The sequence below is a fragment of the Microbacterium sp. MYb54 genome, from assembly GCF_002979515.1.
Lineage (GTDB): Bacteria > Actinomycetota > Actinomycetes > Actinomycetales > Microbacteriaceae > Microbacterium.
In genome coordinates, this window is record NZ_PCPA01000009.1 from 71,884 (window position 1) to 95,798 (window position 23,915).

General features: G+C 68.8%; 20 protein-coding genes and 1 tRNA gene. 8 read left to right on the forward strand and 13 right to left on the reverse strand.

Annotation, left to right across the window (positions count from 1 at the left end):
* Positions 1-6: 6 nt before the first annotated feature.
* The 5 genes from CQ040_RS11540 to CQ040_RS11560 all read right to left on the reverse strand — a co-directional run bounded on the left by CQ040_RS11540 (position 7) and on the right by CQ040_RS11560 (position 6,405).
* On the reverse strand, positions 7-1,029 hold the full coding sequence (locus tag CQ040_RS11540; RefSeq protein ID WP_105526423.1) for an LLM class flavin-dependent oxidoreductase: 1,023 nt from the start codon (positions 1,027-1,029) through the stop codon (positions 7-9).
* 36 nt (positions 1,030-1,065) lie between these two features.
* Entirely contained in the window at positions 1,066-2,625 is a 1,560-nt protein-coding gene (locus CQ040_RS11545) for an ABC transporter substrate-binding protein (RefSeq protein WP_105526422.1), read from the reverse strand.
* 47 nt (positions 2,626-2,672) lie between these two features.
* Positions 2,673-4,067 carry an LLM class flavin-dependent oxidoreductase gene (locus CQ040_RS11550; RefSeq protein ID WP_105526421.1) on the reverse strand — a complete coding sequence of 465 codons (1,395 nt, stop codon included), beginning with the start codon at positions 4,065-4,067 and terminating at the stop codon, positions 2,673-2,675.
* 136 nt (positions 4,068-4,203) lie between these two features.
* Positions 4,204-5,562: an aminotransferase class I/II-fold pyridoxal phosphate-dependent enzyme gene (locus CQ040_RS11555; RefSeq protein WP_105526420.1), complete on the reverse strand. Its 1,359-nt coding sequence runs from the start codon at positions 5,560-5,562 to the stop codon at positions 4,204-4,206.
* Positions 5,563-5,661: 99 nt separating this feature from the next.
* Positions 5,662-6,405 carry an alpha/beta hydrolase gene (locus CQ040_RS11560; protein ID WP_105526419.1) on the reverse strand — a complete coding sequence of 248 codons (744 nt, stop codon included), beginning with the start codon at positions 6,403-6,405 and terminating at the stop codon, positions 5,662-5,664.
* A gap of 133 nt (positions 6,406-6,538) precedes the next feature.
* Here CQ040_RS11560 and CQ040_RS11565 point away from each other — a divergent pair, with 133 nt between their 5' ends.
* The 3 genes from CQ040_RS11565 to CQ040_RS11575 all read left to right on the forward strand — a co-directional run bounded on the left by CQ040_RS11565 (position 6,539) and on the right by CQ040_RS11575 (position 10,175).
* Complete coding sequence (locus tag CQ040_RS11565) at positions 6,539-7,843, forward strand: O-acetylhomoserine aminocarboxypropyltransferase/cysteine synthase family protein (protein ID WP_105526418.1); 1,305 nt, start codon at positions 6,539-6,541, stop codon at positions 7,841-7,843.
* Position 7,844: 1 nt separating this feature from the next.
* Positions 7,845-8,912 (forward strand): LLM class flavin-dependent oxidoreductase, encoded by a 1,068-nt coding sequence (locus tag CQ040_RS11570; protein ID WP_105526417.1) that lies wholly within the window; start codon positions 7,845-7,847, stop codon positions 8,910-8,912.
* Between the two features lie 99 nt (positions 8,913-9,011).
* Positions 9,012-10,175: an epoxide hydrolase family protein gene (locus tag CQ040_RS11575; RefSeq protein WP_105526416.1), complete on the forward strand. Its 1,164-nt coding sequence runs from the start codon at positions 9,012-9,014 to the stop codon at positions 10,173-10,175.
* A gap of 92 nt (positions 10,176-10,267) precedes the next feature.
* On the opposite strand, the gene CQ040_RS11580 is transcribed toward CQ040_RS11575, so the two are convergent.
* The 4 genes from CQ040_RS11580 to CQ040_RS11595 form a co-directional block, all read right to left on the reverse strand.
* Positions 10,268-11,134, reverse strand: a complete 867-nt coding sequence (locus CQ040_RS11580) for a GyrI-like domain-containing protein (RefSeq protein WP_105526415.1) — start codon at positions 11,132-11,134, stop codon at positions 10,268-10,270.
* Positions 11,135-11,226: 92 nt separating this feature from the next.
* On the reverse strand, positions 11,227-11,361 hold the full coding sequence (locus CQ040_RS11585; RefSeq protein ID WP_081663075.1) for a methionine/alanine import family NSS transporter small subunit: 135 nt from the start codon (positions 11,359-11,361) through the stop codon (positions 11,227-11,229).
* Positions 11,358-12,980, reverse strand: coding sequence for a sodium-dependent transporter (locus tag CQ040_RS11590; RefSeq protein WP_105526414.1), 1,623 nt, complete (start codon positions 12,978-12,980; stop codon positions 11,358-11,360). The genes CQ040_RS11585 and CQ040_RS11590 overlap by 4 nt, the downstream gene beginning before the upstream one ends.
* 65 nt (positions 12,981-13,045) lie before the next feature.
* Positions 13,046-13,399, reverse strand: a complete 354-nt coding sequence (locus tag CQ040_RS11595) for a helix-turn-helix domain-containing protein (RefSeq protein WP_105526413.1) — start codon at positions 13,397-13,399, stop codon at positions 13,046-13,048.
* A 68-nt stretch (positions 13,400-13,467) separates the two neighbouring features.
* Between CQ040_RS11595 and CQ040_RS11600 the strand changes: the two genes are divergently transcribed.
* A complete protein-coding gene (locus CQ040_RS11600) occupies positions 13,468-14,181 on the forward strand; it encodes an NADPH-dependent F420 reductase (RefSeq protein WP_105526412.1) in 714 nt (237 codons plus the stop codon).
* Between the two features lie 27 nt (positions 14,182-14,208).
* Positions 14,209-15,267, forward strand: a complete 1,059-nt coding sequence (locus CQ040_RS11605) for an LLM class flavin-dependent oxidoreductase (RefSeq protein WP_028502065.1) — start codon at positions 14,209-14,211, stop codon at positions 15,265-15,267.
* A 61-nt stretch (positions 15,268-15,328) separates the two neighbouring features.
* Here the strand turns inward: CQ040_RS11605 and CQ040_RS11610 are convergent.
* Positions 15,329-15,417: transfer RNA gene (locus tag CQ040_RS11610), tRNA-Ser, on the reverse strand.
* Between the two features lie 189 nt (positions 15,418-15,606).
* On the opposite strand from CQ040_RS11610, the gene CQ040_RS11615 reads away from it, so the two are divergent.
* Positions 15,607-16,317 carry a potassium channel family protein gene (locus CQ040_RS11615; RefSeq protein ID WP_105526411.1) on the forward strand — a complete coding sequence of 237 codons (711 nt, stop codon included), beginning with the start codon at positions 15,607-15,609 and terminating at the stop codon, positions 16,315-16,317.
* A gap of 23 nt (positions 16,318-16,340) precedes the next feature.
* Positions 16,341-18,935: a glycoside hydrolase family 78 protein gene (locus tag CQ040_RS11620; RefSeq protein ID WP_105526410.1), complete on the forward strand. Its 2,595-nt coding sequence runs from the start codon at positions 16,341-16,343 to the stop codon at positions 18,933-18,935.
* Positions 18,936-18,989: 54 nt separating this feature from the next.
* On the opposite strand, the gene CQ040_RS11625 is transcribed toward CQ040_RS11620, so the two are convergent.
* Complete coding sequence (locus tag CQ040_RS11625; RefSeq protein ID WP_219844691.1) at positions 18,990-19,997, reverse strand: LacI family DNA-binding transcriptional regulator; 1,008 nt, start codon at positions 19,995-19,997, stop codon at positions 18,990-18,992.
* 202 nt (positions 19,998-20,199) lie between these two features.
* On the opposite strand from CQ040_RS11625, the gene rhaI reads away from it, so the two are divergent.
* Positions 20,200-21,366, forward strand: a complete 1,167-nt coding sequence (gene rhaI, locus CQ040_RS11630; RefSeq protein WP_105526409.1) for an L-rhamnose isomerase — start codon at positions 20,200-20,202, stop codon at positions 21,364-21,366.
* Between the two features lie 36 nt (positions 21,367-21,402).
* Here the strand turns inward: rhaI and CQ040_RS11635 are convergent, their stop codons facing one another.
* Complete coding sequence (locus tag CQ040_RS11635) at positions 21,403-22,803, reverse strand: xylulokinase (RefSeq protein WP_105526408.1); 1,401 nt, start codon at positions 22,801-22,803, stop codon at positions 21,403-21,405.
* A 73-nt stretch (positions 22,804-22,876) separates the two neighbouring features.
* Positions 22,877-23,890, reverse strand: coding sequence for a substrate-binding domain-containing protein (locus CQ040_RS11640; RefSeq protein ID WP_181156894.1), 1,014 nt, complete (start codon positions 23,888-23,890; stop codon positions 22,877-22,879).
* Positions 23,891-23,915: the final 25 nt, after the last annotated feature.

Consider the following 23,915-nt stretch of genomic DNA (forward strand, 5'->3'; position numbering starts at 1 on the left):
CGAGGTTCAGGCCGCCGTGACAGCGCCGACCTTGCCATGACGGGCGACGGGCAGAAGGGGGTAGATCTCCTCCGCGATGTGCACGAACGATTCGCGATAGTGCTCGCCGTCGTAGTCGAGCGGCACGCTGAAGAGGTAGTCGGTGGAGGAGGTCACCGTGGGGTCGGCGAGCAGTCCCTCCGCGATCTGCTCCGGCGACCCGAAGAGGATCGAGAACCCGTGCAGGATGTCTTCCACCGAACCCTCCCTGGTGACTCCGGGCAGGGCACGGGGATTGCGCTGGAGATGGTCTCGGAAGAGCCGGACGGCCTCGGCCGCGTCCCGAGCGGGCAGGATCGACCGGGACACCCCGATCCGCGGCGCCGCCGAGGAGTCCAGCCCGTCGAGATAGGCCTCGACGAGCGGACGCTGCGCCGGCCCGGTGTTCCCACCGGCCACGAACCGATGCAGCTGCAGCCCATCGCCGGCGGTGCCGATGGCCCGTGCGGTCGTGACGTTGCCCGTCGCCTGCCAGATCCGCGACGGGAGCCGGCCGACCGGCGGGTAGAGCCCGTACTCGGTTCCGTCGCTCCCGGTCTCGGTGTGCGCGAAGGCCGCGCGCAACCTGGCCAGCGTCTCGGTGTACAGCTCTTCGCGTTCACGCTCGTCGAGCCCGAAGGCATGGTACGCCGCGGTGGAGAAGCCCCCCGGATTCCCCTTGCCGATGCCGAGCTCGACCCGGTCGTCGCCGATCGTGTTCACGAGAGATGCCGTCTCGGCGATGCGCAGCGGATTGTCGAGCGCGAGCGGCACGACCGCCGTGCCGAGGCGGAGGCGCGTCGTGCGCTGAGTCAGCGCAGCGAGCAGCGTGAGCGCCGACGGCGAGCCGATGTCGGAGAAGTGCCCCTCCGCCAACCAGTACGTCTCGAAGCCGAGCTGCTCGATCCGCTGGGCGTTCTCGAACAAGGTGGCGAACGTGTCCGCGGCGTTCACGGAACGGGGAGGCACCTCGAACAGTGACAGTCCCGGCTTGATCGGTGTGGTCGTCATGTCATCCTCGCTCTCGTCGTGTCGGTGCCGGCCGCGTCAGTCGCCGACCGTCACCCCTGCCCAGTTGAGCCACCCCTGCCCGTTCTGGAAGTTCGACGAGATGTCAGAGGTCTTCACCCAGGTGCTCGCCGAGGCCGCCAGCGGGATCACGGATCCGTCGAGGAAGCCGATCTCGTTCGCCGCACGCACCCGGTCGAGGAACTCGGGATCGTCGATCGGGGTCGCTCGCAACTCGGTGATGGCGGCCTGGAAGGCGTCGGTCGTGTACGGCGAGCTCAGGTTCAGCACGCCGTTGACGTCGAAGTGCTCGGTGAGCAGCTGCGTCGGCGAGTTGCGGCCCACCCAGCCGTAGAGCGAGAAAGCCGTCTCCTTCGCGAAGTAGCCCTTCGCCCAGTTCGGGTCGTTGTCGATCTTCACGGTGACGCCCACGTCGGCGAGCTGTGCCTGGACGAGCTCGGGGTAGGCGCTGTTCTGGAACGGCGAGGGGCTCAGGGTCACCTCTAGTCCATCGCCGTAGCCGGCTTCGGCGAGGAGCGCCTTCGCCTTCTTCGGGTCGTACTCGAAAGCGGTCTCGAGGTCTTCGTTGAACGCCGCGTGCTCGGACGGCACGATCTGGTGCGTCACCTCGCCCTCACCGAGGAGCACACTGTCGACGAACGCCTGCTGGTCGATGGCGTAGCGGAACGCCTCGACCACTCGCTCGTCGGTGAAGGGCTCGACCTTGCGATTGACGTTGAGGAACTGCACACCCCAGTTCGTGGAGATGTCGGAGACCAGGTCGAGACCGGCATCCCGAGCTTCCTGGATCTGCGCGCCGCTGACCTGCGAGAAGTTGTACACGCCGGTCTGGATGCCGGAGACGACGGACGACGCGTCCACGCCGAAGGAGATCTCGATGCGGTCGATGTGGATCTCATCGGCGTTCCAGTAGTCGTCGAACTTCTCCAGATAGATGTGCGACTCCGGCACGTACTCCACGACCTTGAAGGGACCGGCGCCGACGGGCAGGCGGGAGTTCAGGGCGGCGGCATCGTCTGCGGTGGCGGTGGCCTTCTGGCTCGTGAGGAACCCGGCCCGGATGCTCAGCAGGTACGGCACCTGGTAGTCGACGCTCTTGAGGTGCACCGTGAAGTCCAGATCGCTGTCTGCCGTCACCGTGTCGATGTTGCTGTACGAGCCGAGCAGCGCGGAGTTCTCCTGCGTCTTCGCACGGTTGAAGTAGAAGGCGGCCGCCTCCGCGTTCACCGGCGACCCGTCCTGGAACGTGAGCCCGTCTTTGAGGGTGAACGTCACGGCGGTGCCGTCGTCGTTGTACTCCCACGACTCGACGAGACCGGGAGCGGGCTTGCCGTCCTTCTCGGTGAGCAGGGGCTCGTAGATCGCGCCGAGCGTGAGGGATGCCCCGGTCGCACCGGTGACCACCGGGTCCCAGTTGCCCTGCGGAACAGACGCTGCCCACTTGATGACGGCGGGCTCTGATGCGCCCGATCCGTCGGCGCCCGACGACGGCGCGCTCGCGCATCCCGTCAGCAGCAGGGCGGTTGCGGCGACGGCGGCGATCAGTGCGCGGGCCGGCCGCGCGACGGTGCGATTCATGATGGTGCTCTCCTCGGGTTCGGGTGATGTTCAGGCGGCGGGACGGATCACGCGCCGACGGCGCTCCGCGCCGGGGTGGAAGAGCCGGGCAGCGGTGCCGGAGCTGACCCCTCGCGGCGCGCACGGGTCCAGCGGTTCTCCGGGACGGGGAGGCCGAGGTTGCCGCGGAGCGTGGTCGCCTCGTACTCCGTGCGCACGACACCGCGCTCTCGCAGGATCGGCAGCACCTCGTCGATGAACCTCCGCAGCTGCGCCGGGTGACCACCGTGGAGGTTAATCCCGTCGAGGGCTCCGGCCTCGAACCATCGCTGCAGCTCATCGGCGACGGTGACCGCCGAACCGGTGAACGGCGAGGGGTGCGGTCCGGAAATCGACTCGACGGTCTCGCGCAGGGTCCATCCCCGCTCGCCCGCGAGCGCGACGATCCGCGCTGACTGCGTGTAGAAGCCGCGCTCCGCATGGGTGAGCGCCTCGGCGGGGAACGGAGCGTCGAGGTCGTACTGCCGGAAGTCATGCCAGCCGAACCCGCGCCCGAACTCGGCGAGCGCCCGCTCGAAGTCGTTGTCGGCCAGGCCCTGCGCGCGCTCGGCGGCACGGGCTTCGTCGTCGGTGTCGCCCACGGTCACCGTGATGCCGGGGACGATGAGGATCTCCTCGGGGTTGCGGCCGAACCCGGCAGCACGACGACGGATGTCCTCGGCGAAGGCGACGCCCGCTTCGACCGTCGGCGCGTGCGTGAAGATGGCGTCGGCGGTGCGGGCTCCGAGATCGCGCCCCTGCTCGGAGTCGCCGGCCTGGAAGACCACGGGGTGCCCCTGCGGCGAGCGCTCGAGGTTCAGCGGACCGGTGACCGAGAAGAACTCACCGCGATGATCGAGGGTGTGCTGACGCGAACGGTCGAGGAACAGGCGGGTCTGGCGGTCACGCGGGAAGGCGTCGTCCTCGTAGGAGTCCCAGAGGGCGCGGGTGACCTCGATGTGCTCGAGCGCGCGTCCATAGCGGGTGTCGTAGTCGTAGTGCTGCTCGAGGCCGAAGTTCCCTGCCGTGCCGGAGTCGCCGCTGGTGACGACGTTCCATCCGGCGCGGCCCTTGCTGATCAGGTCGAGCGACCCGAAGCGGCGGGCGACGTGGAAGGGCTCGTCGTATGAGGTGCTCAGTGTGCCGATGAGGCCGATGTTCGTGGTGACGGCGGCGAGCGCCGAGAGGAGCGTGAGCGGCTCGAGGCGGTTGAGGTAGTGGGGCGGGGAGTCGGGGGTGATGAAGTTGCTGTCGACGATGAACACGAAGTCGAACTTCGCGTCCTCCGCGAGACGTGCGATCTCGATGTACTGGTCGAGGTCGACGCTCGCGTCACCGGGGATCTGCGGGTCCAACCACTGGAAGTGCTTGCCCGGGCCACCCGTGGGTGTGGGGGCGATGCCCAGTTTGAGCTGCCGTGCCATCTCGTGTTCCTTCCGGTCCGTTTCGCGTTGGAGCGATTGTGACCGAGAGCGGAACAAAGAGGCGAGCAGGTTTCTTTTTGTTTCGCCCGGTGTCGGAACATACCGAGGAGATGGTGTCAGAAGAGGCGGAGGCGGGTCAGTCGAAGAACTCGCGGGCGCCGAGGCGGGTGGCCTTCGCGACGTCGGAGGCGAGGTCGTCGATCACGACCGCATCGTCGGGGAGCTGCGTGACCGAGATGCGCAGCATCTGGTCCCCTCCCGCTCCGACGAACGACCGGCTGCCGGCACCGACGACGATCCCGCGGCGGGCGAGGGCGAGGAGGGCGGCGGTCTCATCCGGTACGTCGACCCACACCACGAGGCTGTTCTCGCCCGCACGGGCCGTCAGCCCCTGTGCGCGTAGGGCGCTCAGCAGCGCCTCGCGGCGCGAGGCGTAGCGCTCACGGGCGACGGCGACGGAAGCCGCAGCCTCAGGACTCCGCACGAGATACGCCAGGGTGTTCTGAAGGATGCGGCTGTTCGACCCGACCCCGTGGCTGCGCAGGCGCATGGCCCGCTCGATCAGCTCGGAGGCACCCCCGAGCACCGAGGTGCGCACGTCGATTCCGTAGGCCTTGCAGAAGCTGCGGATGCGCAGCACCCTGCCCTCCAGCAACGCACCCATCGACGGGGTCGGCGCCGATTCGAGCGGGCCGATCGAGTCGTCCTCGATCACCCACGGAACGTGCTCCCGTTCGGCCAGCACGGCGGCCAGTTCTGCGGTGCGCTCTGGCGTCACGACGTGCCGGACCGCGAACGGAGCGCCCGGCTGGAAGACGAACGCCGCAGCACCCGCATCGAGTGCCGCCCGCAGCGCCTCGGGTCGCGGGCCCTCGGCATCCGATTCCACGCCGACGGCCTGCAGACCCAGATCGCGCAGGGTGTCGAGCACGCCGGGGCCGAGGGGTTCGTCGACCGCGACGATCGTCCCCGGCGGGGCAGCCGCCTCGATCGCGAGCAGCAGCGCCTCGGTGCCGCCACCCGCAGTCATCCACGCCTCCGGGGCGAAGGGCCAGTCGTCTGCGACGGCGTCGCGCAGGCGGTCGGTCATCACCTCGCGGCCGAACACGTTGAGGGTCTCGGCGTCGAGGCTGGAGAGCAGCGCATCGCCGAGCGGCGGATGCAGCCGGATGTCGGTGGCCGCCTGACCGAGGTCGATACCGCCCCACCCCGCGAAGTCGCTGCCGGGCAGCGGGAGCACCACGGTGCCACCACGCCGCTGCGTGCGGATCAACCCCTGATCGCGCAGAGTGCTCCAGGCGGAGACGACGCTGCCGGCGCTGACCCGCCCGGTCCGCGCGAGGTCGCGCACGGTGGGGAGCTGCGCACCGGCCGGCAGCTCACCGGAACGGATCAGGGTGGCGATCGCGGAGCTGAGCTCTTCGGCGCTGCGCCCGTCGACATGATCGAGCACCCATTCCGGGGAGACCACGCCACGTTCCGTCGACAGGGTCATCCGTACCGCTTTCTTCCGGGCTCCTGGCGCCGACATCTCATCGACGGCCTCGCCTGCCACGATACAAGCCCCGGCGGCCACCGGGGTTTGTTCCGACCCTCAGCCGACCTGCTCCACGAGTGGGATGCCCGCGCCGTCACCGCGACGAAGAATCGGTGCAGCACCCGGCAGGCGCAGGCGCTCGAGAAACTGCACGATCGCGGCCGCGACCGACCGGTGGCTCACGTCGTTGAGGATGTCGTGCCGCCCGTCGACCACGAACACGACCTCCGCGTCCGGTGCCGCAGCGAGAACAGCCGCAGCCTCGATCGCCGGCGCCACCCGGTCGGCGTCTCCGTGCACCGCCAGGACCGGCACCGTCAACGACGCCAGATCCGCGGCGTCGAGCACCCCGCTCCCGGCGTGCAGCTGTCCTGGCTCAATCGCTCCCGCGCCCGCCAGCACACCGCGATGCACCGGGCACGCCGAGCGGACGTCGAGCTCGTCCTCCCAGGACGAAGGATCATCGCCCGCCCGCTCCGTCAGCACGCCGGCGAGCACGACGCCTGACACGGAGGCCCTTCCCGCGGCGCGGACGACCGCCGCAGCGCCGGCATCCGATCCGATCAGGACCACCGGCAGCACCGGATCGGTCTGCGTGATCAGGTCGTCGATCCCGCGAAGCACCGTCCCCTCATCGCCGGGTTCCCCGGGCTCGTTTCCCCGCCCGACGACCGCGGTGCGATAGCCGTCGAAAGCCAGCCGTCGTGAGAGCCGCCGGTACACGGCATCCGTCTCGCCCCTCCCCCCGACGACGATGACCGCTCCTCGCGGCGGCGTCTCCGGCTCCACCCATTTCGGCATGCTCACCACTCCTCAGGTCACGCGACAACTTGTATCGGAACATTATCGACAATGCTCAGAAATGTTACGAGACAAATCGCAACAGTGTGGAGGCGCGTGCAACCATTGCCTCGTTCCCGGAGGAGGAAGAGCAGTGACAGACACCACACGAGCGGGCTTCGCGACCGAGCAGATCCGCGCCGGCTACACCGCCGGCACTCCGCAGAATGCCGCGGTCCCCCCGATCTATCAGACCGTCGGCTACGAGTTCGAGAGCTTCGCCGCAGCCCGCGAGATCTTCGCGCTTCGACGCACCGGCAACCTCTACAGCCGTACCGGCAACCCCACTCAGAGTGTGCTGGAGCAGCGCATGGCACGCCTCGACGGCGGAGTGGCCGCGCTGGCGACGGCCTCAGGACAGTCGGCCGTCGCCGTCGCGCTCCTCACCCTGGCCCGCGCGGGCGACCACATCGTCGCCGCCCGCCAGCTCTACGGCGGCACGGTCGACCTACTCACCGACCTCTTTCCCGATCTCGGGATCGAGACGACCCTGGTCGACCAGGACGACCTCGACGCCTGGCGTGATGCCGCACGACCGAACACCCGCGCGTTCTTCGCCGAGTCCATCGGCAATCCGGTGGCCTCGGTGCTGCCGGTCGCCGAGGTCGCCGAGACCGCGCACGCTGCCGGCGTTCCGCTGATCGTCGACAACACCATCGCGACGCCCTATCTGCAACGGCCCAAGGAGTTCGGCGCCGACATCACGGTCTACTCGGCCACGAAGTTCATCGGCGGGCACGGCACCTCGCTCGGTGGAGTCATCGTCGACCTCGGCACCTTCGACTTCGGGGCGGATGCCGCGCGCTGGCCGCAGTTCACCCAGCCGTACCCGCGGGTGGGCGACGTCGTGCTGTGGGAGCGGTTCGGGCGCGAGGGAAGCGCGTTCCTCGTGTACGCGAAGACCAAGCTCGTGCACGATCTCGGCCCGGCACTGTCGCCCTACAACGCCTCTCAGCTGCTGATCGGGCTGGAGACTCTCGATCTGCGCCTCGCCCGCCAGAACGCCTCCGCCCTCGCGATCGCCGAGCACCTGGCGCAGCATCCGGCCGTTGCACACGTCAATCACCCCGGGCTGCCGGGCAACCGCTGGCACGCGGCGGCGCAACGCTATCTGCCACGAGGGGCGGGCTCGGTCTTCTCGTTCGACCTCGCAACCGGCGACGAGCATGTCGAGGAGTTCATCGACTCGCTGCGACTCTTCTCGCTCGTCGCCAACATCGGCGATGCGCGCAGTCTCGTGGTGCATCCGGCCACGACCACGCACAGTCACCTCGACGACGCCCAGCTCACTGATGCGGGATTCGGGCGCGGCACCGTGCGGCTCTCGGTGGGCCTGGAAGACCCCGCCGATCTCATCCGCGACCTCGACCGGTCGCTTCAGCACATCTCGGAGGCATGACATGAAGCTCGGCTACTGGACGCCCGTGTACGGCGGATTCCTGCGCAACGTCGGCGACGAATCGATGGCGGCGACGTGGTCGTACGTCCGCGAGCTCTCGATCGCCGCAGATCGGCTCGGCTTCCACACGACCCTTGTGCCGGAGCTCTATCTGAACGACCGCAAAGGCATCGAAGCACCCAGCCTCGAGGCCTGGTCGCTCTCGACCGCGATCCTCGCCGTCACCGAGCGGCTGCGGGTGATGACGGCCGTTCGCCCCGGGTTCCATCTCCCCGCCGTGACCGCCAAGGAGTCGGCCACGATCGCCGACATCGGCTGGACCAGCGGGAGCGGCGACGAGCGGTTCGCCCTCAACGTCGTGGCTGCTTGGTGGGAGGAGGAGGCCAAGCAGTACGGAGGCCGCTTCACGACGCACGACGCCCGCTACGACCAGGCGAGCGAGTTCGTGCAGATCCTCCGCGGTCTGTGGACGCAGACCCCCTACGACCACCGGGGCGAGTACTTCTCGGTCGAGAACACGATCCTCTCCCCGAAACCCCGCACTTCGCCGCCGATCTTCGCCGGGGGTGAGAGCGAGCAGGGGCGGGAGTCGATCGCCGGCTTCGCCGACTCCTATGCACTGCACGGCGGCACGGTCGAGGAGATCCGCACGAAGGTCGACGACATGAATGCGCGACGCGAGAGACTCGTCGGCCGCCCGTTCGACGAGTTCGCGATGTCGGCCTACGTCATCGTCCGCGACACCGAGGCCGAGGCACAGCGCGAGCTCGAGCGCATCACGACAGTCGACCCGGCATCGCCCGGCTACGCCTCTTTCGAGGAGTTCCTGCGCCACTCCCAGCTCGACTTCGAGCTGTCGCGGCGCGAGTACTCCGTGGGCACCCGTGGTCTGCGTCCGAACCTCGTCGGAACGGCCGAACAGGTCGCCGACGGCATCCGTGCCTTCGAGGAGGCCGGAGTGACGCTGCTGCTCATCCAGTCCTCCCCCGCCATCGAGGAGCTCACCCGCATCGGCGAGCAGGTGCTGCCGCTGGTGAGTCTGGCGAGGGTCGGAGGCGCGGACGCCTGACGCGGTCGGACCCGATCGGAGGATGTGCGCGATGAGCCCTCTCGGATAGCGTGGGCGTCTACCTGTGCCGGCTCGCCGGCGCAAAAGAGGGAGAACGCGATGCCAGTGACGCCGTTCCGGATTCGAGCGAGCGACGACGCTCTTGAGGAACTGCGGGATCGAGTGAGCCGAGCTCGTTTCGTCGCGCCGTCCGACGCGACCACCTGGTCGGCCGGCGTCGACCCGCCGTACCTGCAGCAGCTCGCCACCTACTGGGCCGCGGAATTCGACTGGCGCTCCGTCGAGGCCGCAATCGACGAGTACCCTCAGTTCCTCGCGGAGACGGACGGCGACACTCTCCACTTCGTGCACATCCGCGCCGCGGCGCCCTCATCGAAGCGGCTCCCCGTCGTACTGCTGCACGGCTGGCCGAGCACTTTCGTCGAGATGCTTCCCCTCGCCGACCGGATCGCGCACCCGGAACGGTTCGGCCGCGATCCGGCGACCGCGCGAGACGTCGTCATCCCTTCGCTGCCTGGCTTCCTGTTCAGCTCACTGCCGAGCTCACCGCTCACGCGCCAGGGAATGGCACATGCGATCGACCGGCTGATGACCGAGGATCTGGGGTACTCCCGCTACTGCGCATTCGGAGGGGATGTCGGAGGCACGGTGACAGCCTGGCTCGGAGCCGATCATCCGAAGAGCGTGGCGGCCATCCACATGATCCACCCGCCGTTCCCCGCGTCGTTCGATGTACCCCCGCTCACGGCCGAGGAGGAGACCTTCCTTGCCGCAGAGGAGGCCTATGACGAGACCGACGGCGGCTACAGCGCGATCATGATCACCCGGCCCGACACGATCGCCGCGGCCCTGATCGACTCGCCGATCGGGCTCGTCGCGTGGCTCGCCGACAAGTATCGGGACTGGAGCGACTGCGACGGCGACATCGAACGCCGCTTCCGCAGAGACGACGTCCTGACCGCCGCGACCCTGTACTGGATCACTGGATCCATCGGAACGTCGATGCGCCAGTACTACGACTACGACCACAACCCGGATCGACCGATGATCGAGGTGCCTGCGGGCTTCACTCTCAGCCACGAGCCCTCGATGGCAGGCTTCCCTCGATCGATCGCCGAACGCGCCTGCTCGCGGATCGTGCAGTGGAACGAGCCGCAGAGAGGCGGGCACTTCATGCCGCACGAGGAGCCCGACCTGCTCGCCGCCGACCTGGAGATCACCTTCCGCCTGGCGGAGCAGGAGGACGGTCTTGAACCCGGCTGACGTCACGCTCCCTGAGCAGACACTTGGGGCGGGGCCGCTCCATCGCGCCGAACCGGAAGCCGCTCCCGATCAGGAGCGGCCCGGCGCGTTCCTCAGCTCTCTTCGATCGGCAACCAGAGCTCGCACGAGGCGAAGTCGCCGGTGAACTCGAGGTAGCGGACGATCGACGGGCCGGGTCGCATCCTCCAGGGGTTCGACGGGAACCACTCGGTCGCCGTGGCGGCCCACAGGTTCTGCAGCGTCTCGGGGAACGGTCCGCTGGCGGCGAAGACCGCCCATGACCCGTCCTCCACGCGGAGCGAATCGAGATCGGCCGGCACCGGGGTGTCGGCCTGGAGCGCGACGCCGTGCAGATACGTGAGCAGTGCGCCCTCCGGTGCATCGGGTTCGATGTCGGCGGTCACGGCGAGGATTCCCGACGGCTCGGCATCGCCGAGTGCCTTGAGGCGCTCGTGCTCCTCCGGCGGGATTCCCGCGATGTGCGACTGGATATGCGGATTGACGCCCTCGCGCATCAGCGGGACCTCGGCGGCGTGGCCGGCGAGGACGAACGCGGGGCGGTGGGTGATGGTGACATCCATCGGGGTGCTCCCTTCGACGCTCAGGCGGAACCTGAGCGTGGGTTGTGTTCGGAGAGGACCCCCTTCACGGCGCGCGTCGGCCGGGCCGATCCCGTGCACGGCACGGAAAGCTCGGCCGAACGCTTCGACCGAGCCGTACCCGTGGCGCACGGCCACGTCGAGCAGACTCGACGCACCGGCAGCCAGCTCCGCCCCCGCGTGCGTCATCCGACGACGACGCACGTATTCCGAGAGCGGCATACCCGCGAGTGCCGAGAACATCCGACGCAGGTGATATTCCGTCGTGCCGTGTTCGCGTGCGAAGGCTGCGACATCGATCTCCTGGTCGGAGCCTGCGGCTTCCACCTGGTCGACCAGAGCGTTGAGCGTGACGATCATGAGGTCCTCCTTTCCCCACCATCGTCGCCGCGCCGCCACTGCCGGCACCCGACTTCTCCGGTCGGATGCGATCGGTCGACGTCAGCGCCCGATCAGAGTTCGACCGGCGGTGCGGGCTCCGTCTCCGCTTCCTCCGGGTGGCGTGCGAGATTCACGATCCCGGCGATCAGACCACCCCAGACCGTGACCATGGCGATGATCATCATGACGATCGCGATCGGAGTCATGCCCCTGCTCCCTTCGTCGAGGTGCCTACCGCCGGAATGGTCGAGGTCTCGGTATCCGGCTCGTACTCCTCCTCGGCGAGGAACTCGTCGTACTCGGGGTCATCCTTCGCGTGGGACCGTCCGCTCCACGGCAGCGCCGACAGCACCAGGGCGAGCACGACGAGCGAGACCACCATGCCCCAGCCGAAGATCGCGAGGAACCAGTCGGGGTAGCCGCTGTACGGCTCGGTGATCTTGGTGATGAGCCCGGTGACGAAGAGGTAGCCGAGCACGACCGGGGCGAGGACGCCGACGAGCAGCTTCCACAGGAGCCCGACCCGGAAGCTGGAACGCCGGTTGAGGTGTTCGACCAGCACCGGCAGCTTGTGCAGGAACCAGGCGACGACGATCACGGCCACCAGAGCGACGGCCATGATGCCGAAGGCATTGACGAACGCGTCGGCGGTATCGAGGACCGACAATGCCGTCGTCGTCGAGAACAACGCCATCGAGACGATCGCGAGCGGGATCGAGACGGTGAGGGTCGTGCGCACGCGCGCCCAGCCCAGCTTGTCCTGCAGCGCAGCGACGATCACTTCGAGGATCGAGATCAGCGAGGTGATGCCCGCGAACACCAGTGCGCCGAAGAACAGCACACCGATGATCGAGCCGCCCGTCGCCTCCGAGACGATCGTCGGGAAGGCGATGAACGCCAAGCCGATGCCGGAGGTCGCAACTCCTGCCACGTCTGTGCCCTGCGCCTGAGCCATGAACCCGAGGGCGGCGAACACCCCGATGCCGGCGAGGATCTCGAAGCCGGAGTTCGCGAACGCCACGACGAGTCCGGAACCGGTGAGATCGGTCTTGCGCTTGAGGTACGAGGAGTAGGTCACCATGATGCCGAAGGCGACCGAGAGCGAGAAGAAGATGTGCCCGTAGGCCGACGCCCAGACGCCCGGGTCTGCCAGCGCCTCCCAGTTCGGGGCGAAGAAGGCGTTCAGTCCGTCCATGGCACCCGGCAGGAACAGCGACTGCACGACGAGGATCGCGAACATCACCGTGAGCAGCGGCATGAGGATCATGTTCGCCCGGCCGATGCCCCGCTTGACCCCCAGCGCCATGATGACCACCACGATCACCCACACCACGACCAGGGGGATGCCGACCTGCGGCACGAACTGGGTGGAGACGCCGACGTCTGCGACATCAGCCGACTGCAGGAAGTCGGTGAAGAAGAAGTCGTTCTCGTTGCCCGGACCCCAGGTGAGCTGAGCGGAGAACCACGTGTACATGGCCGCCCACGCGATGATCACCGCGTAGTAGACCGCGATCACGACGCAGATGAGCACCTGCCACCAGCCGAGGGGCTCGGCCGCGCGATGCAGGCGGCGGAACGCCAGCGGTGCCGACCCGCGGAATCGATGTCCGATCGCGTAGTCGAAGAACAGCAGGGGGATGCCGGCCGTGAGCAGGGCGCACAGGTACGGGATGAGGAAGGCACCGCCGCCGCCTTCGTAGGCGACGTACGGGAACCGCCAGATGTTCCCGAGCCCGACGGCCGAGCCGATCGCGGAGAGGATGAACACGTTCCGCGAGCCGAAGGCCTCGCGTTTGTGGGTCTGCGTCGTTGCGGTGGCCATGCGGGCGAGACTACCCGAGGGCCCGGGCGAACGTGGCGCACCCCGTCGGAGTCGACGGACTCCGACTATCGGGCGGCTGTCGTCGTCGCCCGCTCGTCGTGGGCGCGGCTCCAGTTCACCAGCGGATGCAGCAGCGAGATCAGGCGCTGTCCCGACTCGGTGAGCGCGTAGCTGATCGTCACCGGGGTGGTCGGCTGCACGTCGCGCACGACGAGGCCCTCCCGCTCGAGTTCCTTGAGCCTGGCCGACAGCAGCCGGTCGGAGATCCCGTCGATGAGGGCGTGATACTCCGAGAACCGGCGGGCGCCGCGCGCTCCGGCGAACAGGATCGCCGCGTTCCATTTGCGCCCGGCGAGTTCTGCCGATGCCTGGAACCGACGGCACTCCTCCTCATCGATGTGGGTGATCTCTTCCCTCATGACGCTCCTAACTATTAGTAAGCAGCTTACCCCTTGCTGGCGTCGTGAGGGCGAACCTCCGAAGCTGGATGCAGACGCAGGAGCGTCGGCGAACACGGGAAGGCGGAGTGCTGACGGTGAACAGGATCGGCATACTCGGGGCAGGCAGGGTGGGAACGGCGATCGCACGTTCGGCGATCGCCGCGGGGTACGACGTCGCGATCGCAGCGTCGGGACCGGCAGCAGACATCGAACTGCTCGTCGAGGTGGTCGCCCCGGGCGCGCGGGCGATGTCGGCTGCTGATGCAGCCGCTCACGGCGAGATCGTCATCGTTGCCGTGCCGTTGCACAAGTACGACACCATCTCGCCGACGCTGCTCGACGGCAAGGTCGTCGTCGACACGATGAACCACTGGGAGCCGACGGACGGGCGTCTCGACGACTTCGACGCCGCTCCGCACGGGAGCAGCGCCGTCGTCCAGGAGCACTTCACCGGCGCACGGGTGGTGAAGACGCTGAACCACATCGGCTACCACTTCCTCGAGATCGACGCACGGCCTCGAGGTGACGCTGAGCGTCGCGCACTCGGCATCGCGGGAGACGATGACGACGCGGTCAGTGCCGTCGCCGAGATGATCGACCGACTCGGGTTCGACCCGGTCATCACCGGCGCGCTCCACACCGGCACGGCCTTCCAGCCGGGTACCGCGATCTTCGGCGGACATCACGGCACCGAAGAGCTCGCAGCAGAGGCCGCACGGCACCTCGGCACCTCATCCCTCACCGGCGCGACTCGCGCCTGACCACTCACCTCGATCCCAGGAGTTCTCATGCAAATCGGCGCCTACAGCTTCGGCGACACCCCCTTGAACGACGACGGCACCCCGCGCTCGACGGCGGAGGCCATCCGGAATCTGCACGAGGCGATCGTGCACGCCGACCAGGTCGGACTCGACTACTTCGCTGTCGGCGAGCACCACACCGTGAGCATGCCGGCATCGTCGCCCGGGACGGTCATCGCCGCTGCCGCAGCCGCGACGAAGCAGATCGTCCTGGGCAGCGGCGCGAGCATCATCGGCACGGACGATCCGGTGCGCGTGTTCCAGCAGTTCGCGATTGCGGATGCCGTCTCCGGAGGCGGCCGTGTAGAGATCACCGCAGGGCGCGGATCGTCGGTCGAGACGTTCCCGCTCTTCGGATACGACCTCCGCGACTACGACGACCTCTACGCGCAGAAGCTCGACCTGCTGATGACCATCAACGACAGCGCCACCGCCGATGTGACGTGGGCCGGAACCGTCCGTCCTGCGCTCGACGAGCTCGCGGTCGTGCCACGGCCGGTGCGCGGTCGCCTGCCCATCTGGCTCGCGACCGGAGGGAATGCCGCATCCTCCGTGCGCGCCGGGCGCCTGGGAATGCCGATCGCCTACGGGATCATCGGCGGAGAGCCCCACCGGTTCGCTCCCCTCGCCGACCTCTACCGCCGCTCGGCGGCACAGGCCGGACACACCGGCGACGACATCAAGGTGTCGGTCGGCGCCCTCGGGTTGATCGCCCCGACCAAGCAGGAGGCCATGGACCGCTTCTACCCCGGCTGGCACAACCTGAACATCGAGATGGGCAGACTTCGCGGATGGGCACCGCCGCAGCCGAGGGCCTTCGAAGCACAGGCACAGCCCGGCGGCGCGTACTACGTCGGCGACCCCGACGAGATCGCGAGCCGCATCGTGCACCTGCAGCAGCACATGGGACACGTGCGCCACTTCCTCCAGATGGACATCGGCGGCCTCCCGCAGGAGCACTTCCTCGAGTCGCTCACCCTGCTCGCGACCGAGGTCGCCCCACGCGTGGAGCGGCTGCTCGCGAACAAGACGGGCGGGATGGTATAGTCCTTCACCTGGCCCGCTGCCCCGAACGCAGAAAACCCCCGCCTGAGCGGGGGTTTTTCTGCGGAGACGAGGGGATTTGAACCCCTGGTCCCCGTGAGGGGACTCCACCTTAGCAGGGTGGTGCACTCGGCCGGACTATGCGACGTCTCCAGGCATCCGACCCGAAAGCACGGATGCACTTAGCCATCATAACGGGTCGGGCGAGCAGTGACGAACCGGGGTCGAGGACACCCCTTCTGACCGACGCGCACCCGCGCTGAGAGGGGATGCGCACTCGCGCTGGGATACTTGCCGCACACCGTGGGCACCCAGCGTCCACCGCGCGGAAGAGGACCGACCATGCCCCGCACAGACACCCTGAACACGGAGCACGCCGACGCCCCCTCGAGTCATCGGAGGGAGGGCCAGGCACTCGGCTACGCGATCATCCTCGCCCTGCTCATCGTCTCGTACGGCCTGTGCGCCATCCAGCCCAGCACCGATCCGAGCCCGTGGGCCTTCCTCGCCATGCTGGCGACTGTTGCGATGGTGTTCTACGTCACCCGTGCCCGACACCTCGTGCAGCGCGTGTCCTGGGTGGTGCTCTCGGCCGCCGGTGCGGCCGCCGTCATCGCCACGCTCTTCGGCGCCGACGGCCCGCTGCTCGCCATCCCCCTCTCGGCCGCGTCGATGATCGCTCTGCTCGTCGCGCCATGGGCGATCATCGCGCACCAGGTGAATCGTCGGGGCCTCGACCTGGAGGCGCTGCTGGCGGCGATCACCGCGTACATCCTCGTCGGGATGTTCTTCGCCTTCGTCTACAACCTGATCTCGCAGGTCTCCACGACACCCCTGTTCGGCCAGGAGAGCGTCGACTCCCTCGGCAACCAGCTGTTCTTCTCCTTCACCGCGCTGACCACGACCGGCTACGGCAACCTGGTCCCGGTCACCCCTGGAGGGCAGGGGCTTGCCATCGCCGAGGGGATCACGGGCCAGATCTTCCTGATCACCGCCGTGGCTCGCATCATGCGGGGCGCGAGCGCGAAGCGCACCCCGACACCGATCGACTGAGGATCGCAGGACAGGATGGGATCATGACGACCGTCTCCGCGCCTCGCATCGAACATCACCGAGACCCGTCCGGCATCGGCGAATCCCGCCCGCGCCTGAGCTGGACTCTCACGGATGCTCCCGCCGGCTGGCGCCAGCAGCGCTACGCGGTCACCATGATGCGCCCCGATGGCGAAGAGACGATCGAGGTCGCATCGGCCGACCAGGTACTGGTTCCCTGGCCGAGCCGCGCACTCGAATCCCGCGAGCGCGTCGCCGTGCAGGTCGCCGTGCAGGGCGTCGACGGCGCCTGGTCTCGCTCGAGCCCGGAGACCTGGCTCGAGGTCGGATTGCTGCACCCTGCCGACTGGTCGGCGCTCCCGGTCGGCGCCGACCTCGATGAGGACCCGGAGAGCGATGCCCGACGTGCGACGCTGGTGCGCACCGGATTCCGCGTCGACGGCGAGGTCGCCCGCGCCCGCCTCTACGCCACCGCACACGGTCTGTATGAAGCCGAGATCAACGGCGTCCGCGTGGGCACCGACACGCTCTCGCCCGGCTGGACCGTCTATCGCGAACGCCTGCGCTACTACACCTACGACGTGACCGACCTGCTCATCGAGGGCGGGAACGCACTCGGCGCCTGGCTCGGCGACGGCTGGTATCGAGGCCGCCTCGGCTGGCGCGGCGGCTACCGCAATGTCTTCGGCAGCGACCTGTCCTTCCTCGGCCAGCTGGAGATCACCTATACCGACGGGCGGCGCGAGACCGTCGGGACCGACGGCACCTGGAAGACGGCTCTCTCCCCCATCCTCCGCTCGGGCATCTACGACGGCGAGGACCACGACGCCCGCGAGGAGCTGCCCGGCTGGTCGACCGGATCGTTCGACGACTCCCGCTGGTTGCCGGTCGCCGTGCGCGAACGCGACCCGCGAACTCTGGTCGCACCGACCGGCCCGCCGGTCAGGGTGACCGAAGAGGTGGCGCCGATCGCCGTGCTCACCTCGCCCAGCGGCGCCCGCATCCTCGACTTCGGACAGAACCTCGTCGGTCGGGTCCGCATCCGAGCCACCGGACCGAGCGGCGCGACGGTCACCCTGCGCACCGCCGAGGTGTTGCAGGACGGCGAGATCTACACGCGCCCGCTGCGCAGTGCACGCTCCAGCGCCGCCTACACGCTCGCCGGTCGCCCGGACGGCGAGGAATGGGAGCCGCGCTTCACGTTCCACGGCTTCCGCTACGCCGAGGTCTCCGGATGGCCGGGCGATCTCGATGCGGATGCTGCCGCCGGCGCACTCATCGCACGCGTGCTGCACACCGACCTCGAGCGCACCGGATGGTTCACGTGCTCCGACCCACTGGTGGAGCAGCTGCACCAGAACGTCGTGTGGGGCATGCGCGGCAACTTCGTCGACATTCCCACCGACTGCCCTCAGCGCGACGAGCGCGTGGGCTGGACGGGTGACATCCAGGTGTTCGGGCCGACGGCATCGACGCTCTTCGATGTCTCAGGGATGCTGTCGGGGTGGCTCCGCGATGTCGAGGCCGACCAGCTGCCCGACGGCACGGTGCCCTGGTTCGTCCCGGTGATCCCCTCGCACAAGGTGTGGTCCCCGATCCGACCCGGAGCCGCCTGGGGCGATGTGGCGACGCTGCTGCCGTGGACCCTGTATCGACGCTTCGGCGACGAAGGAGTCCTGGCGACGCAGTTCGAGAGCGCGCGACGCTGGGTCGACAAGGTCGCCTCGGTGGCCGGCCCCGACCGCCTGTGGAACGAGGGGTTCCAGCTGGGCGACTGGCTCGACCCCGCCGCTCCCCCGCAAGACCCGGGTGATGCCCGCACCGACCGGTACCTCGTGGCGACGGCGTACTTCGCGCGGTCGGCGCGAGCTGTCGCCGACATGGCGGGGGTGCTCGACCGCACCGCCGACGCCGAGCGCTACGGTGCCATCGCCGACGAGGCGGCTGCCGCGTTCCGTGCCGCGTATGTGAAGGCCGACGGCACGATGACCTCGGATGCGCAGACCGCCTACGCCCTGGCCATCGCCTTCGATCTGCTCGCCGACCAGACGCAGCGCGAGGTGGCGGGAGCACGTCTCGCCGAGCTCGTGCATGTCGCAGGCAACCGCATCGCGACCGGCTTCGTCGGCACGCCCCTCGTGTGCGATGCCCTCACCAGGACCGGCCACACCGACGCCGCCTACGCCCTGCTGCTGGAGCAGGGCGTCCCGTCCTGGCTGTACCAGGTGGTGCAGGGAGCGACCACGATCTGGGAGCGGTGGGACGCGATGCTCCCGGACGGCACCGTGAACCCCGGGACCATGACCTCGTTCAACCACTACGCGCTGGGAGCCGTGGCCGACTGGCTGCACCGCACCGTCGCCGGGCTCGCCCCCGCAGAACCCGGCTACCGCCGCATCCGCTTCGCCCCGCGCCCAGGCGGTGGCCTCACTCACGCCTCGGCGACGCAGCGGACTCCGTACGGCGAGGCATCGATCTCCTGGCACATCGAGCAGGATGAGCTCAGGGTCGATGCCGTGGTCCCGGTCGGCGCGACCGCCGAGCTCGATCTGCCCGGTGTCGCCCCGGAGGAAGTCGGCCACGGCACGCACAAGCGATCCGTGCCCTTGCCGCGATGAGTCCCTCGTGTGCGATGAATCCCTTGTGAAGGAGCCGGCGGCGACCCCTGCCCGTCAACCCGCGGTCGACTCCCGCACGACCAGTTCGGGGCGGAACCGCACCCGGCGCTCGTAGTCGCCGCCGGGATCGCTGATCGAGCGCAGCAGCAGCTCGACCGCGGTGCGCCCGATCAGCTGCGCCGGCTGCCGCACCGAGGTCAGCGGCACGACGGTGGCGGTCGCGAAGTCGATGTCGTCGTAGCCGACGAGCGCGATGTCCTCGGGAACCCGCAGGGTGCGGAACATCGTCAGGGCCTGCAGCAGCCCCACCGCGAGCAGGTCGTTCGCGGCGAAGACGGCATCCGGTCGATGCGCCACCGCACGCGCGGCGATCTCCTCACCGGCCGCCCGACCGTGCAGCACCGTGAGCGCGGGCATCGAGATCACTTCGAGTGTCGCGCCCGGCACCTCGTCGACCGCGCGCCGAGCTCCTTCGAGGCGGTGCGCGACCTGCGCGATCGCTCCCGGCCCGCCGACGAAGGCGAGCCGTCGTCGACCGATCTGCAGGAGGTGCTGAGCTGCGAGGAAGCCGCCCTCGACGTCGTCGACCGACACCGAGCAGAATGTGGATCCCGGCACTTCGCGGTCCACCAGAACCACGGGGATGCCGGCCGCCTGCACGCGCACCAGCTTCTCGATGTCATCGGACGCCGGGGTGATGAGCACCCCGTTCACCCGCTGCTCGCGGAACAGGTCGAGGTAGTTGTCCTCCCGCGACGGGCTCTCGTCGCTGTTGCCCAGCAGCACCGCGAGCGTGTCGTCATCCGCGCGAGCCTCGGCTCCGCGGGCGACATCGGCGAAGAACGGGTTGCCGGCGTCGGGCACGATCAGCCCGATGCTCCGGCTGCGCCCGGCCCGCAGCTGGCGGGCGGCGTCGTTGCGCACGAAACCGAGCTCCGCGATCACCGCCTGCACACGCTCCACGGTCGCCGCTGCGACCTTGTCCGGCTGATTCATGACGTTCGACACGGTGCCGACCGACACGCCTGCCGCCGCTGCGACATCGCGCACGCTCACTGCCACTGCTGCTCCTCGCCGCTACCGGATGCTGTCCGAGAGTGTACGGCACGCACTCGCAGCGCTCGCATCTTGACGCAGGTCGGACGATCGACCTAGCATGACCGTTGAAACGATTCAGATTTCACCGACCGCCATCGGGCAGAGGAGCCCCTGTGCGTGTCGGTGAAATCCCCCTATCCGCTACCGACAACGAAAGCAGTTCATCGTGAGCATCCTGTCCTCCGACAACCTCGCCGCCCTCGAGGGCCAGGGCATCGAGCTGCCCAGCTGGGCGTTCGGCAACTCCGGCACCCGCTTCAAGGTCTTCGGCACGCCCGGCACGCCGCGCGACCCGTGGGAGAAGATCGCCGATGCCGCGCAGGTGCACAAGTACACCGCCCTCGCCCCGAGCGTCGCGCTGCACATTCCCTGGGACGTCGTCGACTCCTACTCCGACCTCCGATCGCACGCGGAAGATCTCGGGGTCACGCTCGGCACCGTCAACTCGAACACCTTCCAGGACGACGACTACAAGTTCGGCGCCCTCACGCATGAAGATGCCGCCATCCGTCGGAAGGCCATCGACCACCACCTGGCCTGCATCGACGTGATGGATGCCACGGGCAGCCGCGACCTCAAGATCTGGCTGGCCGAGGGCTCCAACTACCCTGGCCAGGCCGATCTGCGCGGCCGACAGGACCGCCTGCAGGATTCGCTGCAGAAGATCTACGCACGGCTCGGCGACGACCAGCGGCTCGTACTCGAGTACAAGTTCTTCGAGCCCGCGTTCTATCACACCGATGTTCCCGACTGGGGCACCTCCTACGCCCAGGTGAGCTCGCTGGGCGACAAGGCGATGGTGTGCCTGGACACCGGCCACCATGCTCCCGGCACGAACATCGAGTTCATCGTGATGCAGCTGCTGCGCCTCGGCAAGCTCGGCTCGTTCGACTTCAACTCGCGCTTCTACGCCGACGACGATCTGATCGTGGGCGCGGCCGACCCGTTCCAGCTGTTCCGCATCCTGTTCGAGGTCATCCGCGGCGGCGGCCTGAACAACCCCGATGTGGCGTTCATGCTCGACCAGTGCCACAACGTCGAAGACAAGATCCCCGGCCAGATCCGCTCCGTGCTCAACGTGCAGGAGATGACCGCTCGCGCGCTGCTCGTCGACCGCGACGCCCTCACGGCCGCCCAGAAGTCGGGCGACGTGCTCGCCGCGAACGCCGTCTTCATGGATGCCTTCTACACGGATGTGCGTCCGGCGCTCGCCGAGTGGCGAGAGTCGCGCGGCCTCGCCGGTGACCCGATGGCAGCGTACGCGGCCTCCGGGTACCAGGAGAAGATCGCCGCCGAGCGTGTGGGCGGTGTCCAGGCAGGCTGGGGCGCCTGATCTCGACGCCGTCTGAGATCGGTACGCCGCCCGTGCTCAGGTGCGGGCGGCGTACTGCTGCCGGATGATCGGGTGGTGGTCGGCCGCGAAGGACCGCGCGTCGCCGTCGTCCCACGACGGACGCTCGCCCGTGAGCGCCCACGCCGCCTGCACCGCGGCACCCCGGGCGACGGCCTCGTCGATGCCCGGCACCACGATCGGCACGTCGAACACCTGCGCGGCGATCTGCGAGACCGCCGGATTGCGCGCGGCCCCGCCGATGAGCAGGATGCGTGCGGCCGGCACTCCGCACCGCCGGATCGCGTCGAGACCGTCGGCGAGACCGCACAGCAGGCCCTCCACTGCGGCACGGGCCAGCGTCTCGCGCCGCGTCGAGGCGAGCGACATGCCGAACAGGGTCGCTGTGGCATCCGGGCGGTTCGGGGTGCGCTCCCCCTCGAAGTACGGCTGCAAGACCAGCCCGTCCGCGCCGGGCACTGCTTCCAACGCCAACCTGGCGAGCTCGCCATGATCGACACCGAGCAGCCCGGCGACCGCATCGAGCACCCTCGCCGCGTTGAGCGTGGCCACGAGGGGCAGGTGGTTCCCGCTCCCGCCGGCGAAGCCCGCGACCACCCCGCTGGGGTCGGCGATGGGGCGTTCGGAAACGGCGAAGACCGTGCCGCTCGTGCCGATCGAGATCACCGCGTCACCGGGTCGGGCTCCGAGTCCGAGAGCACCGCCGGCGTTGTCGCCCAATCCGGCACCGACCACGGCGCCACCGGGCGTGGCCCCCATCCGCTCGGCAGGCCCGAGCACGCGAGGGAGGATCGGGACGCGACCGAACGCCCGCTCGAGCAGACCCCGGTCGTACACCCCCGTCGACGCGCTCCAGTATGCGGTGCCGCTGGCGTCGGACCGGTCGGTGGCGAGGGCTGTGAGGTCGGCGCCGAGCTCGCTCACACCCGCGGGCCCGAAGCCGCGCAGTCGCCAGGAGAGCCAGTCGTGCGGCAGAGCGACGGCTGCGACCCTGGCTGCGTTCGCCGGCTCCCGGTCGCGCAGCCACCGCAGCTTGGCACCGGTGAACGAGGCGACCGGCACGACCCCGACCCGACGCGCGTACTCCTCGGCGCCGATCTCCGCGACGAGCGCCGCCGCGGAGTCCGCGCTGCGCACGTCGTTCCACAGGAGCGCGTCGCGGACGACCTGCCCCCGGGCGTCGAGCGCCACGAGTCCATGCTGCTGGGCAGCGATCGAGATCGCGGCGACGTCGTCCAGCCCGCCGGCGTCGACGATCGCCTGCTGCAGGGCCGACCACCAGGCCTCCGGGTCGACCTCGGTGCCGGACGGATGCGACGCCCGCCCCGAACGTACGACCTTCCCGGTCGCGAGGTCGTGCACGGTCACCTTGCAGCTCTGCGTGGACGAATCCACGCCGGCGACGTATGTCGACGGCATCCGCTTCTCCCTCATCCGTGAACGACCCGAGCCGCGAAGACGCCGAAGCATCCTCGCGGCTCGGGTTCGGCCGTCACTCAGTCTGGCCGGTGAGGCCCTCGTAGGCGATGTTGCCGCTCTTGAGGTTCTTGTTGGTCATGTCGCTGAGGCCCTTCAGGAACGCGTCGCGCTCGGTGACGACGTGGCCGATCGCCTCGTCGACGTTGTCCTTCGTGATCGCGGGCATCAGGTAGATCGGGTTCTCCTTGACGTCCTCCCCGCGCACGATGGCCGCCGCATACGCGACGCCGGCCGAGAGCTCGACCGTGCCGTTCTGCAGCGAGGTGCCGATGAAGTCGCCGTTCTTGACGGCTTCGAGGCCATCGGCGATGCCGTCGATGCCGACGATCGGCACGTCGGTCATGCCCGCTTCCTTGAGTGCCTGCAGGGCGCCGAGGCCCATGTCGTCGTTCTGGGCGATCACGCCGTCGATGTCGTCGCCGAAGGCCGAGATCCAGTTGCTGACCTTGTTGACGGCCTCATCGCGCTTCCAGTTCGCGGTGTCCTTGGCGAGGACCTTCACGTCGGGGTTCTCGGCGAGGACGTTGTCGATGCCCTTGCCGCGGTTGATCTCGCCCGAACCGCCGAGCGGCCCCTGCAGGATGATGACGTTGCCCTTGCCGCCGATGGCATCCATCATCATCTGCGCCTCCTGCTCGCCGGCGGCGACGTCGTCCGGCTGCACCGATCCGGTGAGGTCTTCGCTGTTCAGCGAGGCATTGACGTCGAAGAAGGGGATGTCGGCAGCCTTCGCCGCGGCGATCTGCGGCTGCAGCGAATCGGCCTGCACAGGGATCACCACGATGGCGTCGACGCCTGCTGTGACGTACTGGTCGATCTGGCTCGCCTGGGTGTTGACGTCGAGGCCCGCGGAGTTCCACAGGATCTCGATGTTGTTCTCGTCTGCGTAACGCTCGATGCCTTCTTTGCCCTCGGTGACGAACGATGACATGTCGTAGACGCTGACGCCGATGGTGATGCGCTCCTGACCGCTGTCGTCGCCGCCGGCGTTCGCGTTCGGGTCGCCGGCGCCGCACCCGGCGAGCATCAGCGCTGCGACGGAGGTGACGGCG